Raw genomic sequence first — 13,604 nt, 5'->3', positions numbered from 1 at the left:
CCTCCTGAAATGCGGGAAAATCCTATCATGCGCCGAGAAAAGCCCGCACGGCAGGATACAGGCGGGCATTTTTCCGATATACTTGCGCGTCTGGTTGGAAGCATAGGCCAGTATTTTAATAATCGTAGTTCACGGTGGATAGGGTTCAGACTCTGTGCACCGCATGTGAAAGGTTTATCATGACAGTAGAAAACATCAACAAAGCCGCTATCATCGCGGACAACGCACGTGGTCAAAACGACACCGGCTCCCCTGAAGTGCAAGTTGCACTGCTGACAGCTCGCATCAACGAACTGAACGGCCACTTCAAAGCCCACTCGAAAGATCACCACTCCCGCCGCGGCCTGATCATGATGGTCAACCGTCGTAAGAGCCTGTTGTCCTACCTGAAGGCTAAAGACGCTACCCGTTATCGCGACCTGATCGCTAAACTTGGTCTGCGCAAGTAATTTTTGCCGTACAAGGTTTATACAGAAATGCCTGCGCCAGTTCGCTGACGCGGGCATTTTGTCATTTGAATTCCGGATTTATGTCGAGAAGTACAGTATTCTCTACCGACATCATGTTTTAAAAGTAAAGTAGCAAAGGTGGCAACAAGTAAAGGCAGCATTTTTACGCCGCCTGTGGTGAGGTGAACGACAGCCCCTGAAAATCTGTCGGCAATTAGAAAAGGGATACCCCATGTTTAACAAAGTTACGAAAACCTTCCAGTACGGTCAACATCAGGTGACCCTGGAAACCGGCGAAATCGCACGTCAGGCATCCGGCGCAGTGCTGGTGTCGATCGAAGATACCGTCGTTCTGGCAACGGTGGTGGCACGCAAAGATGCCAAGCCAGGCCAGGATTTCTTCCCTTTGACGGTTGATTATGTCGAGAAAACTTATGCTGCCGGTAAAATCCCGGGCGGTTTTTTCAAGCGCGAAGGCCGTCCTTCCGAAAAAGAAACACTGACATCGCGTCTGATCGACCGTCCTATCCGTCCGCTGTTCCCGGAAGGCTACCTGAATGAAGTGCAAGTCATCATTCACGTGCTGTCGGTCAACCCGGAAATCGATCCGGACATCGCCGCCATGATCGGCGCATCGGCCGCCCTGTGCGTCTCGGGCGTGCCTTTCAACGGTCCTATCGGCGCCGCGCGCGTCGGTTACGCGAACGGCCAGTACATCCTGAACCCGACCGTCCAGCAACTGAAAACGTCGCAGATGGACCTGGTTGTCGCCGGTACCGAAACGGCCGTGCTGATGGTCGAATCGGAAGCGCAGCAGCTGTCCGAAGAAATCATGCTGGGCGCCGTGGTCTTCGGCCACGACCAGATGAAAGTCGTCATCGACGCGATTCACGACCTGGTGCGTGACGGCGGCAAGCCGGAAGTGGAATGGGCGCCTGCGCCGAAGAACGAAGCACTGATCTCCCGCGTCGCGCATTTCGCCAACGCCAAGATCAATGATGCATATCAAACCAAGGACAAGCAGGAACGCACGGCCAAGCTGAAGGCGGCAACGTCGGAAGTGCTGGCCGACCTGTCGGCCGAAGCGGCTGCCAACGGCGGCGCGGCGATCGACAGCGCGGAAGTGAACAACATCCTGTTCGACATCGAAGCCAAGATCGTGCGCACGCAGATCCTGGACGGCGAGCCGCGCATCGACGGCCGCGACACGCGCACCGTGCGTCCGATCTCGATCCGCACCAGCGTGCTGCCACGCACCCACGGTTCGGCCCTGTTCACGCGCGGCGAAACGCAGGCGCTGGTCGTCGCTACCCTGGGCACCGCCCGCGACAGCCAGAAGATCGATGCGCTGATGGGCGAGTTCACCGATTCGTTCATGCTGCATTACAACATGCCTCCGTTCGCCACCGGCGAAACGGGCCGCGTCGGTACGCCGAAGCGCCGCGAAATCGGCCACGGCCGCCTGGCCAAGCGCGCGCTGATCGCCGCCCTGCCGGCAGCTGAAGAGTTCAGCTACTCGGTGCGCCTGGTATCGGAAATCACGGAATCGAACGGTTCCTCATCGATGGCCTCCGTCTGCGGCGGCTGCCTGGCGCTGATGGACGCCGGCGTGCCGATGAAAGAGCACGTGGCCGGCATCGCCATGGGCCTGATCAAGGAAGGCGGCAAGTTTGCCGTGCTGTCCGACATCCTGGGCGACGAAGACCACCTGGGCGACATGGACTTCAAGGTAGCCGGTACCCGCAACGGTATCACGGCGCTGCAGATGGACATCAAGATCATGGGCATCACCAAGGAAATCATGCAAGTGGCGCTGGCGCAAGCCAAGGAAGGCCGCGAGCACATCCTGGGCGAAATGCAAAAAGCCATGCCGCACGTCAAAACCGAACTGTCCGATTTCGCACCGCGTCTGATCACCATCAAGATCAACCCGGAAAAAATCCGTGACGTGATCGGCAAGGGCGGCGCCGTGATCCGCGCGCTGACCGAAGAGACGGGCACCCAGATCGACATCAGCGACGAAGGCGTGGTCACCATCGCGTCCGTCGACGCTGCCGCCGGCCAGGAAGCCAAGCGCCGCATCGAAGAACTGACGGCCTCCGTCGAAGTGGGCAAGACCTACGAAGGCACCGTGCTGAAACTGCTGGACTTCGGCGCCATCGTGCAAGTCATGCCAGGCAAGGACGGCTTGCTGCACATCTCGCAGATCGCCAACGAGCGCGTCAACGCCGTGGCCGACTACCTGAAAGAAGGCCAGCTGGTGCGCGTCAAAGTGCTGGAAACGGACGACCGCGGCCGCCTGAAGCTGTCGATGAAAGCTGCTGAAGGCAACGAAGCGCCAGCCGCTTAAGCTCGCCTGACGGCGGCCTGGTCCGCCACCCCAAAAACCGCCGGCGCGCAAGCCCTGGCGGTTTTTTTATGCGTATCGTTTGCGCTGCATCGAAGGCACGCGCTTGGCGGCGCGCCTGTTTGCCTGCGCCTTGATGCAGGTCGCGTCAGCGTATTGCGCTCCTTGTAGATTCGTACGGGTTCCTTTCCCGTTCGCCACTTCCAAGGAGATGCAGCATGCTGAAACCCTACTGCCTGGCCGCCGCCTTCCTGATCGCGCTTGCCCCCGGCGCCTGGGCGCAGGCCGACGACAATCCCACGCCGGTGCCGCTGCCGATACCGATCGCCGCCGCCTCCACGGCCATGCCGGCGCAGGATATCGACGCCTTGCGCGCCGTGCATGCGCGTGAAATCAATGACCTCAGCACTTTCAGGACGGCGGGCTTGCCGCGCGAAGCTATCGACTCCTATCTCGATAGCGGGGCAGGGCAGCAATTTCTGCGCGAACTGCGCGCGGCCGATCCTGCCGCGCCGGCCGACACCATCTATGCGCGCGCGGTCGAGCAGCTGGCCTCGGGCAGCACCTTGCCGGCCCTGCAGCCGATGGCTGCCGCGCTGGTAAAAATCGTGCCGCACGGCCAGAACGTATCGCCATACTCGCCGTATTTCACCACCAGCACGCAGTTGCAGCTAGCGTCGGGCCAGTGCGCCAGCCTGGCCGACTGTTTCGGCCTGCCCCTGAAGAGCGAGGCGCCGCTGTATGATGTGTATCAGATCATGCCGAAGGGAACTGTCAACGTGTTCGTCAGCCAGGTGGCTCCCACGGAAGAGCTGGGCGGCCTCGTGCGGCGCCGGGGCGGGGCGCAACAGTACTTGTTGCCAAATCGTAACTTGTGGTCGGTGCCCGTGCTGATCGGCACGATCAAGAACTGAGGAGGCATGATGGATCAGCAGCGCTTGCGAATGCGTGCCGCGGAACTGGAACAGTTGCTGGCGCGCCTGGCGCCCGCCGATGGTGAGGTGGCCGAGCTGCGCGGCGCGCTCGAGCCGCTGCTGGCGCTGGCGGGCAGCGGCGCCTTGAGCGTGCCGCTGCCGTGGGGCGATATCCCCGGCGGACGCTATTTTACGGAAGGCGGCTTGCGCCAGTACCCTGAGCTGGAGCAGGCATTTGCGCGCTTTCGCCTCGAGGCGACGGGTGGCGAATCGCCGGCCCTGGGCAAGCTGCGCGGCGAGATGTAGTTAATGGGTTTAGTTAATATATGGTATCAATTGTTGTTTATGGGTAATCGACTGTTAGTATTGCTTGACGACAAAATCTTATTCCCTGACCATGGCGCATCCCTTCCCCTTTCCTCTTTTTTATCGGGTGCACCATGTTGTCCTCTCTTAAGGCGCGGCTGATCGCCATCGCTGTCTCTACCGTCGTGCTGGCCATGCTGGCCGTCGCCATCGCCAATTTCTATACCACGCGCTCAAGCACCCTGGCCGCGCTCGACACGCAGATGCTGCAGCTGTCGCACAGCCATGCGCAGGCGATCGCCGAATGGCTGCGTTCCAAGCAAGCCGTCGTGGGTTCGCTCAAGCAGGGCGCGCAGGCGGCCGATCCGCTGCCGGCCCTGAAGGCGGCCGAGCAGGCCGGCACGTTTGACATGGCTTACATCGGTTTTGCCGACAAGCACGCTGTGTTTTCGCAGGAGCGCAAGCGTGCCGCCGACTACGATCCCACGGCGCGCCCGTGGTACAAGCTGGCGTCCGAAACGGGCGGCCCCATCATCACGGCGCCGTATATCGGCGCCAGCACGGGCAAGCTGGTGGTGACGTTTGCCGAGCCGCTGGGCGGCAAGGGCAGCGTGACGGGCGTGATGGCGGCCGACGTGATGATGGATGCGGTCGTGCAAAACGTCGCCTCGATCAAGCCGACGCCAGCGAGCTACGGCTTTCTCGTCGATGGCGGCGGCAAGATCATCGCCCACCCGGACACCAAACTGACCTTGAAGCCGCTGTCCGAACTCGATGCTGGCCTGAGCGCACAGGCGCTGGGCAATATTGAAAAGAGCGGCGAAGGCGCGGCCATCCGCCTGGACGGGCGCGCAGGCATCTTGCACGTGAGTAAAGTGCCAGGCAGCGACTGGCTGCTGGCTACCGTGCTGGACCGGGCTGAATCGACGCAGGCCCTCAGTTCCATGCTGCGCGCCTCGGCCCTGACGGCCCTGCTGGTGCTGGCCCTGGCCGCCGCGGTGCTGAGCGCCCTGGTGGCGCGTGCCCTGCGCCGCCTGGGCCTGGTGCGCGATGCCATGGAAGCCATCGCCACGGGCGACGGCGACCTGACCAGCCGTCTCGACGCGGAAGGCACGGACGAGCTGGCCCAGATCGCCAAGGCCTTCAATCTGTTCGTCGAAAAGATCGCCACCGTGCTGGTGCAGATCCGCAGCATCAGCACCCTGGTGCGCAGCGAGTCGGCCGATATTGCGGCCGGCAATGCCGACCTGTCCTCGCGCACGGAAGCGCAGGCGGGCGCCCTGGAAGAGACGGCCAGCTCGATGGATGAGCTGACGTCGACCGTCAAGCAGAATGCGGAAAACGCGCATGCGGCCAACGAGCTGGCCGTGTCCGCCTCGGAAGTGGCGGCCAAGGGCGGGCGCGTGGTGCAGCAGGTGGTGGGCACCATGGCCGGCATCCAGGAAAGCTCGCGCAAGATCGTCGACATCATCGGCGTGATCGACGGCATCGCCTTCCAGACGAATATCCTGGCCCTGAACGCGGCCGTCGAGGCGGCGCGCGCGGGCGAGCAGGGCAGGGGCTTTGCCGTGGTGGCGTCGGAAGTGCGCAACCTGGCGCAAAGGTCGGCCGGCGCGGCCAAGGAAATCAAGGAATTGATCGGCGACTCGGTGGAAAAAGTCGATGCCGGCGGCCGCCTTGTCGACGAGGCGGGCCAGACCATGGATCAGGTGGTGGCCTCGGTGCAGCAGCTGACCACCATCATGAGCGAGATCACGGTGGCCAGCCGCGAACAGAGCGCCGGCATCGGCGAGATCAATACGGCCGTCACGCACATGGATACCATGACGCAGCAGAATGCCGCCCTCGTCGAGCAGGCGGCCGCCGCGGCGGAAAGCCTGCAGGAGCAGGCCGTTGACCTGGCGCAAGCGGTCGGCATGTTCCGCCTCGGCGATGCCGGCCCTGCCGCGGCCCCCGCGCCCGTGGCGCGCCTGAAGGCGAAGCCGCCCGCATCGGTTCCACGCGCGCCGGCCCGCGTGCTGGCGCCGGCCAAGCCCGTCAAGGTGGCCAAGTCCGGCGCCGACGAGTGGGAAGAGTTTTAAGCTGCTAGCGTAGCGATCTGTGCGTTCGTCCGCGTTTTTGTCAGGCCAGCCTGCCAAAAATGCAGTTCGTCGCAATCGGCGTGCCTGGCGGGGGCGGTATGGCTATAGTGACACCATACCGCAAGCCCACTGCCAGACACCCGAGGAGAACAACATGAACGTCGCTAAAAACATGGAAATCATTGCCGTTGCCGCCGCCATCGTGCTCGGCGCCGGCTGCTACGCCATCGCCCCGGCCGCCCCGGCCCTGCAAGTGGCCAGTTCCACGGCCACCCTCGCCACGCCAGCCGGCAAGGCGGCCATGCAAGTGGTGGTGGTCAAGGCCAGGCGCCTGAGTGCCGCCGAAAAAGCCCGTTTTGCATAAGACACCCGTCAAGACCTACTGCGCGTCGCGATTTGCGGCTTCCGATGCTCACTGTGCATTCGCACAGTTCCGCTTCTCGGGCCAACGGGGGCGCCGAGCCTCACTGCCGCTCGCTACGGTTTTGTCGGGCGTCAAAGTCATTGTCAGCAATTTTCGGCGCTGCTACAGTGGCAGCCAGTGGCAATGCGCGCGCGTCCCATGAGGGCGCCGCGACACATAAAAACAAGATACCGAGGATGCAATACATGAAAAAGATACTGCAACTGGCGTTGCTGTTCCTGGCGACACTGGGCCTGGTGCGCGGCGTGGCCGCCGAGACCCGTTTGCTGGAAATGCGCAACGTCGACGCCCGCGTGGTACGCGTCAAGCTCGACGGCGTGATGGAAGTGCGCATCCGCCAGGGCAGCGTGCCGTCGCTGAGCATCACGGCCGACAAGCGCTACATCGCCGACGTCAGCACGGCGCAAAGCGGCGATACCCTGCACATCGAAACGGAAGTGCGCGGCTTCAAGATCAACCCCGCATCGATCCGCGCCGACCTCGTCCTGCCGAACTTGCGCGAACTCAGCTCCGAAGGTTTCGGCAGCACGGATATCACGGGCTTTACGGGCGAGGAGCTGACCCTGTCGCTGGAAGGGGCGGGCAGCATCAAGCTGGTGGGCGATTACCGCAGGCTCAACGCCACGCTGGGCGGCGTGGGCAGCATGCAGCTCTGGATCGGCAACAATGAGCGGGCCGAGCTGGACTTGCAGGGTGCCGGTTCCGTGGTGCTGGGCGGGCGCGGGCGCTTGCTGAAGGCCAGCCTCGGCGGCCTGGGCAGCCTGAACGCGCAGCAGTTCGAAGTCGATGCCGTCAACCTGGAATTGAGTGGCCTGGGCAATGCCACGGTGAATGCCCATACGAATGCCAGGCTGAACCTGAGCGGACTCGGTTCGGTGGTGGTGTACGGCAAGCCGGCCAACCGCGACGTCAGCGTCGAGGGCCTGGGCAAGGTGAGCTGGAAGTAAGCAAGCGCAGCCAGGCCTAGCTGTCCTTGGGCTGGATAAGAAAAAGCAGTGAGACTACATCCCATTCCGATGAAAAAACTGATCATTACACTACTCATGCTGTTGGCGATACAGCTGCCCGCGCGGGCCGGCTTCGTCGAAGGCGCCAGCGCCTACAACAACAAGAATTATGCGCTGGCCTACAAGGAAATATTGCCCCTTGCCAAGACCGGCAACGCCGATGCCCAGCATTTGCTGGGCTTGATGTATTACATGGGGCGCGGCTTGCCGCAGGATTACAAGCAAGCCATGTTCTGGCACCGCAAGGCGGCCGAGCAGGGCAAGGCCGACGCCCAGTACGTGGTGGGCGCCATGTATTACACAGGCAACGCGGTGCTGCAGGACCACAAGCAGGCCGTGGGCTGGTTCCGCAAGGCGGCCGAGCAGAATCATGCCGAGGCGCAACAGGTGCTGGGCCTGATGTACCGCTATCACATGGGCGGCGTGCAGCAGGATAACGTCATCGCCTACATGCTGTGGAACCTGGCGGCCGCGAATGGCAACGCGAACGCGGCCGACCAGCGCGCCGCCGTGGTGCGCAAGATGACGCATGAGCAGGTCGAGGAAGGGCAGGCCCTGTCGGCGAAATGGAAGCCGGGCACGCCCTTGCCGCGCCAGTCGAAAACGGGCGGTGTCTGAGCGATCAAGTAGCGGCCTGCAAGGGGCGGCGGCTTGGCGTACAATCGCCGTTTTCCCTTGAAAGTGTCCCGCCATGCGTGCAGTTGCCATCAGCCAGCCAGGTCCCGCCGACGTATTGCAGATCGCCGAGCGTCCCGTTCCCGCTTTCAAGACGGGCGAACTGCTGATCAAGGTGCATGCGGCCGGCATCAACCGTCCCGATGTGCTGCAGCGCCTGGGCAAGTATGCGCCGCCGGCCGGCGCCTCGGACCTGCCTGGCCTGGAGGTGGCGGGTGAAATCGTCGATGGCGATTTCACCGGCACGGCGTTCAGGAAGGGCGACCTGGTCTGCGCGCTGGTGCAGGGCGGCGGCTATGCCGAATATTGCGCCGCGCCTGCCGGCCAGTGCCTGCCCTTGCCCAAGGGCTTGACGGCGCTGGAAGGCGCGTCCCTGCCCGAGAACTTCTTTACCGTGTGGAGCAATGTCTTCGACCGCTGCGCGCTGGCCGATGGTGAAACCCTGCTGGTGCAGGGCGGCACGTCCGGCATCGGCGTGGCGGCCATCCAGCTGGCGGCCGCTCTGGGCCACCGCGTGTTCGCCACGGCGGGCAGCGACGAGAAGGCGCGCGCCTGCGAGGCGCTGGGCGCCGAGCGCGGCATCAATTACCGCACGGAAGATTTCGTTGCCGTCGTCAAGGAATTGACCGATGGCAAGGGCGTCGACGTCATCCTCGACATGGTGGGCGGCGACTACCTGCCGCGCGAAATCGATTGCCTGGCCGACGATGGCCGCATCGGCCTCATCGCCGTGCAGGGCGGCAGCAAGGCCACTCTTGACCTGGGGCAAGTGCTGCGCCGCCGCCTGAGCGTCAGCGGCTCGACCCTGCGCCCCCGTCCCGTCGCCTTCAAGGCCGCCATCGCCAGCCACCTGCGCACGACCGTCTGGCCGCTGATCGAGGCGGGCAAGATCAAGCCCGTGATCTATCAAACTTTCCCGCTGGAAAAAGCTAGCGAGGCCCATGCCTTGATGGAAGCGAGTACGCACGTGGGCAAGATCATGTTGCAAGTTGCCTGAAACGGGGCACTGCCTGTTTGACCGGCATCGGTGCCGGAGTTAGAATGACGGGTTATTAAGAATTTAGGCTACTATGCGTCGCAAACTCGTCGTCGGAAATTGGAAAATGAACGGCAGTCGCACCACGAACGCGGTGTTATTGTCTGAAATAGTGGCTGGCTTGAGCGCCTCTGGCGCCGCCGGCGCCGTCTGCGTGCCCGCGCCCTATCTGGCGCAGTGCCAGGCGCAATTGGCAGGCTCGGCCCTTGGCTGGGGCGCGCAGGATGTTTCCGCGCACGCCAGCGGCGCCTATACGGGAGAGATTTCGGCCGCCATGCTGCAGGATTTCGCCTGCGGCTACGTGGTGATCGGGCATTCCGAGCGCCGCGCCTACCATGGCGAGAGCGATGCCCTGGTGGCGGCCAAGACGGTTGCCGCGCTGGCGGCAGGCATCACGCCTATCGTTTGCGTCGGTGAAACCCTGGCGCAGCGCGAGGCGGGTCAGACCGACGCCGTCGTGACGCAGCAGCTGGGCGCTGTGCTGGCGGCCATTTCCGCCGACGACGTGGCGAAACTGGTGTTGGCCTATGAGCCGGTCTGGGCCATCGGCACGGGCAAGACGGCCACGCCGCAAATGGCGCAGGACGTGCATCAGGTATTGCGCGCCCAGCTGGCGGCAAAGAATGCGGCAGCGGCCGCCGGCGTGCAGATCCTGTACGGCGGCAGCATGAAGCCGGAGAACGCAAAAGAATTGATGGCGATGCCGGATATCGATGGCGGTCTGATCGGTGGGGCGGCATTGAAGGCGGCGGATTTCCTGGCAATTATTCACGCCGCCGATTGAATTACTTTAAACTAAGAATGGAATTGCAATGAACATGATGTTCAATCTGGTAGTGGTGGTACAGGTTATTTCGGCATTGTCGATTATCGCGCTGGTGTTGCTGCAGCACGGCAAGGGCGCCGACATGGGCGCCGCGTTTGGTTCGGGCGCCTCGGGCAGTCTGTTCGGTGCGACGGGTTCGTCGAACTTCATGTCGAAGTCGACGGGCGTCGCCGCCGCGATCTTCTTCGGCGCCACGCTGGCCCTGTCGCTGATGGCCAACCAGCGCGCTACCACGGTAGGCGGCGGCGTGATGGATAAAGTCGTCAAGCCAGTGCCAGTCACCGGCGCGGGCGCAATCCCGACGACGGTGCCGGCGCCGGCAGCGCCGGCAGCAAGCACGCCGGCCGCTGCGGCGCCGGTTGCCAGCACCCCGGCTGGCGCGATTCCCAAGTAAGTGGCGGGATATCGAGAGTAATTCTCATTACGGGCAGATTATTGCTCAATGTTTCAGCAGCGCGGCAGGAAAAAATCGTGACGCGCTGGAAGATGTAAAAATTTATCGTTTTTATCTGTGTTTTGATGCATTTGTGCATTAACTTTAGCGCCAAAGCAGAGTAGAATACGGGCCTTACCGCCGACGTGGTGAAATTGGTAGACACGCTATCTTGAGGGGGTAGTGGCGAAAGCTGTACGAGTTCGAGTCTCGTCGTCGGCACCAGAAATCAGAAGCCAGCAACGGCGCACGAGCCATGGCTCGTACAAAGTTGCTGGCTTTTTTTACGAGGATGTGTCGTTCGATCCTGGTCTTAGCTTTGATTGGGGTCGTGCGTTAGATACGCTGCAAATGATCGCAGCGTCCTCATTTAACCGATCGTTCAATATAAGCTTATCAATCGTGAACCTCGAAAATTACTTCCCCGTCCTGCTGTTCATTATTATCGGCCTCGGTGTCGGTATCGCTCCCCAGCTCCTGGGGCGCCTGTTGGGTCCTAACAAGCCTGACGCAGCAAAACTCTCCCCGTACGAATGTGGCTTTGAAGCATTCGAAGACGCGCGCATGAAATTCGATGTGCGCTACTATCTGGTCGCAATCCTGTTTATTTTGTTCGATCTGGAAACGGCATTCTTTTTCCCATGGGGCGTTGCAATGCGCGACCTGGGCTGGGCCGGTTTCGTCACGATGATGGTGTTCATCGCTGAATTCGTGGTCGGATTTTGGTACATTTGGAAGAAAGGTGCCCTTGACTGGGAATAAACCATGGCTATTGAAGGCGTATTAAGCGAAGGTTTCATCACCACCTCGGCCGACAAGCTGATCAACTGGGCGCGCACCGGGTCTATGTTCCCGATGACGTTCGGTCTGGCCTGCTGTGCGGTCGAAATGATGCATGTGGGCGCAGCCCGCTACGATATGGACCGTTTCGGCGTCGTGTTCCGTCCGTCGCCGCGTCAGTCCGACGTCATGATCGTTGCCGGCACCCTGTGCAACAAGATGGCGCCGGCCCTGCGCAAGGTCTACGACCAGATGGCAGAGCCACGCTGGGTCATCTCGATGGGTTCCTGCGCCAATGGCGGCGGGTACTACCATTATTCCTACTCCGTGGTGCGCGGCTGCGACCGCATCGTGCCCGTCGACGTGTATGTGCCTGGCTGTCCTCCGACCGCTGAAGCCTTGCTGTACGGCATCATGCAGTTGCAGAACAAGATCAAGCGTACCAGCACGATCGCACGCTAACCGGGCCGCTTCAGATTATGACAACACATTTAGAAGTTTTGCAAAACGCCCTCGGCACTGCCCTGGGCGATCGCGTTAGCACGACCGTTGCGCTGGGCGAAGTCACCTTGCAGGTCAAGGCCGGGGACTACCTGGCCGTGATGCAGACCCTGCGCGACGATCCGACCCTGCATTTCGAGCAACTGATCGATCTGTGCGGCGTCGATTACTCGACCTATGGCGATGGCAGCTGGGATGGCCTGCGTTATGCGGCCGTTTCGCATTTGCTGTCGGTCAAGCACAACTGGCGCGTGCGCGTGCGCGTGTTCGCGCCCGACGACGACATGCCGCTGCTGCCTTCCGTGGTGGGCATCTGGCGCGCCGTCAACTGGTACGAGCGCGAGGCGTTCGACCTGCTGGGCATCCTCTTCGAAGGCCACAACGACTTGCGCCGCCTGCTGACCGACTACGGTTTCATCGGCCATCCGTTCCGCAAGGACTTCCCCGTCTCCGGCTATGTCGAGATGCGCTACGACCCGGAACAGAAGCGCGTGATTTACCAGCCCGTGACGATCGAGCCGCGGGAAAACGTGCCGCGCGTGATCCGCGAAGAACATTACGGGATGAAATAATGGCTGAGATTAAGAACTACACCCTGAACTTTGGGCCGCAGCATCCGGCCGCGCACGGTGTGCTGCGCCTGGTGCTGGAGATGGATGGCGAAGTCATCCAGCGCGCCGACCCGCATATCGGCCTGCTGCACCGCGCCACCGAGAAGCTGGCCGAGCAGAAGACCTACCTGCAATCCGTGCCGTACATGGACCGTCTCGACTATGTGTCGATGATGTGCAATGAACACGCGTACGTGATGGCCATCGAAAAGATGCTGGGCCTGGAAGTGCCGCTGCGCGCGCAATACATCCGCGTCATGTTCGACGAGATGACGCGCATCCTGAACCACCTGATGTGGCTCGGCACGCACGCGCTGGACGTCGGCGCCATGGGCCCGTTCCTGTATTGCTTCCGCGACCGCGAAGACTTGTTCGATGCCTACGAGGCAGTGTCGGGCGCGCGCATGCACGCGGCCTACTACCGCCCGGGCGGCGTGTACCGCGACCTGCCGGACGCGATGCCGCAGCACAAGGCGTCGATCATCCGCAACGCCAAGGCGATTTCCAAGCTGAATGAAAACCGCCAGGGCTCCCTGCTGGACTTCATCGAAGACTTCGCGCGCCGCTTCCCGAACTCGGTGGACGAGTACGAAACCCTGCTGACCGACAACCGTATCTGGAAACAGCGTACCGTCGGCATCGGCGTGGTCTCGCCGGAAGATGCGCTGGCCATGGGCTTTACGGGCGCCATGCTGCGCGGCTCGGGCGTGCAGTGGGACTTGCGCAAGAAACAGCCGTACGAAGTGTACGACCTGATGGATTTCGACATTCCTATCGGCACCAACGGCGATTGCTACGACCGCTACCTGGTCCGCGTGGAAGAGCTGCGCCAGTCGAACCGCATCATCAAGCAATGCGTGGAGTGGCTGCGCAACAATGAAGGTCCTGTCATGACCAGCAACCGCAAGGTGGCGCCTCCGGGCCGCGTCGACATGAAGACCAACATGGAATCGCTGATTCACCACTTCAAGCTGTTCACGGAAGGTTTCCACGTGCCGCCAGGCGAGGCCTACAGCGCCGTGGAACATCCGAAGGGCGAGTTCGGCGTGTACCTGGTGTCCGATGGCGCCAACAAGCCGTACCGCATGAAACTGCGCGCGCCAGACTACGCCCACTTGCAGTCGCTCGACGAAATGGCGCGTGGGCACATGCTTGCCGACGCCGTGACCATCATCGGGACGCAAGATATCGTGTTCGGCAGTATTGACCGCTAA

At 62.1% G+C, this 13,604-nt stretch carries 15 protein-coding genes and 1 tRNA gene; all 16 read left to right on the top strand.

Translation table 11 applies throughout. From position 1 onward, the window contains the following. The first annotated feature begins 179 nt into the window (after nt 1-179). Nucleotides 180-449 (top strand): 30S ribosomal protein S15, encoded by a 270-nt coding sequence (rpsO, locus tag AC07VI_RS16110; protein ID WP_010399743.1) that lies wholly within the window; start codon nt 180-182, stop codon nt 447-449. A gap of 232 nt (nt 450-681) precedes the next feature. Further along, nucleotides 682-2,799: a polyribonucleotide nucleotidyltransferase gene (gene pnp / locus AC07VI_RS16105; protein WP_492995071.1), complete on the top strand. Its 2,118-nt coding sequence runs from the start codon at nt 682-684 to the stop codon at nt 2,797-2,799. Nucleotides 2,800-3,014: 215 nt separating this feature from the next. Next, nucleotides 3,015-3,710 carry a hypothetical protein gene (locus AC07VI_RS16100; RefSeq protein WP_099419445.1) on the top strand — a complete coding sequence of 232 codons (696 nt, stop codon included), beginning with the start codon at nt 3,015-3,017 and terminating at the stop codon, nt 3,708-3,710. Between the two features lie 30 nt (nt 3,711-3,740). Next, entirely contained in the window at nt 3,741-4,016 is a 276-nt protein-coding gene (locus tag AC07VI_RS16095; protein WP_492995069.1) for a hypothetical protein, read from the top strand. 134 nt (nt 4,017-4,150) lie between these two features. Further along, entirely contained in the window at nt 4,151-6,097 is a 1,947-nt protein-coding gene (locus tag AC07VI_RS16090) for a methyl-accepting chemotaxis protein (protein ID WP_492995067.1), read from the top strand. Nucleotides 6,098-6,251: 154 nt separating this feature from the next. Further along, nucleotides 6,252-6,461 carry a hypothetical protein gene (locus AC07VI_RS16085; protein ID WP_086146444.1) on the top strand — a complete coding sequence of 70 codons (210 nt, stop codon included), beginning with the start codon at nt 6,252-6,254 and terminating at the stop codon, nt 6,459-6,461. Between the two features lie 245 nt (nt 6,462-6,706). Further along, the gene (locus AC07VI_RS16080) at nt 6,707-7,468 is read left to right on the top strand and encodes a GIN domain-containing protein (RefSeq protein ID WP_086146462.1); all 762 of its coding nucleotides are present in this window, start codon (nt 6,707-6,709) and stop codon (nt 7,466-7,468) included. A gap of 69 nt (nt 7,469-7,537) precedes the next feature. Next, nucleotides 7,538-8,146 (top strand): tetratricopeptide repeat protein, encoded by a 609-nt coding sequence (locus AC07VI_RS16075; RefSeq protein ID WP_099374950.1) that lies wholly within the window; start codon nt 7,538-7,540, stop codon nt 8,144-8,146. Between the two features lie 73 nt (nt 8,147-8,219). Next, on the top strand, nt 8,220-9,200 hold the full coding sequence (locus tag AC07VI_RS16070; protein WP_086146442.1) for an NAD(P)H-quinone oxidoreductase: 981 nt from the start codon (nt 8,220-8,222) through the stop codon (nt 9,198-9,200). Nucleotides 9,201-9,273: 73 nt separating this feature from the next. Further along, nucleotides 9,274-10,023 carry a triose-phosphate isomerase gene (gene tpiA / locus AC07VI_RS16065; RefSeq protein ID WP_086146441.1) on the top strand — a complete coding sequence of 250 codons (750 nt, stop codon included), beginning with the start codon at nt 9,274-9,276 and terminating at the stop codon, nt 10,021-10,023. Between the two features lie 28 nt (nt 10,024-10,051). Then, nucleotides 10,052-10,459, top strand: a complete 408-nt coding sequence (gene secG, locus AC07VI_RS16060) for a preprotein translocase subunit SecG (RefSeq protein ID WP_086146440.1) — start codon at nt 10,052-10,054, stop codon at nt 10,457-10,459. A 179-nt stretch (nt 10,460-10,638) separates the two neighbouring features. After that, nucleotides 10,639-10,723: transfer RNA gene (locus AC07VI_RS16055), tRNA-Leu, on the top strand. A 177-nt stretch (nt 10,724-10,900) separates the two neighbouring features. Beyond that, nucleotides 10,901-11,260: an NADH-quinone oxidoreductase subunit A gene (locus AC07VI_RS16050; RefSeq protein ID WP_010399734.1), complete on the top strand. Its 360-nt coding sequence runs from the start codon at nt 10,901-10,903 to the stop codon at nt 11,258-11,260. Between the two features lie 3 nt (nt 11,261-11,263). Continuing rightward, on the top strand, nt 11,264-11,740 hold the full coding sequence (locus tag AC07VI_RS16045; RefSeq protein ID WP_010399733.1) for a NuoB/complex I 20 kDa subunit family protein: 477 nt from the start codon (nt 11,264-11,266) through the stop codon (nt 11,738-11,740). Nucleotides 11,741-11,757: 17 nt separating this feature from the next. Next, nucleotides 11,758-12,351: an NADH-quinone oxidoreductase subunit C gene (locus tag AC07VI_RS16040; RefSeq protein WP_086146439.1), complete on the top strand. Its 594-nt coding sequence runs from the start codon at nt 11,758-11,760 to the stop codon at nt 12,349-12,351. Beyond that, complete coding sequence (locus tag AC07VI_RS16035; protein ID WP_010399731.1) at nt 12,351-13,604, top strand: NADH-quinone oxidoreductase subunit D; 1,254 nt, start codon at nt 12,351-12,353, stop codon at nt 13,602-13,604. The genes AC07VI_RS16040 and AC07VI_RS16035 overlap by 1 nt, the downstream gene beginning before the upstream one ends.

The sequence above is a fragment of the Janthinobacterium sp. GW821-FHT03A03 genome (assembly GCF_059421435.1).
Note: the sequence above shows the minus strand (reverse complement) of the source record. Positions and strands in the feature narration are given on the sequence as shown.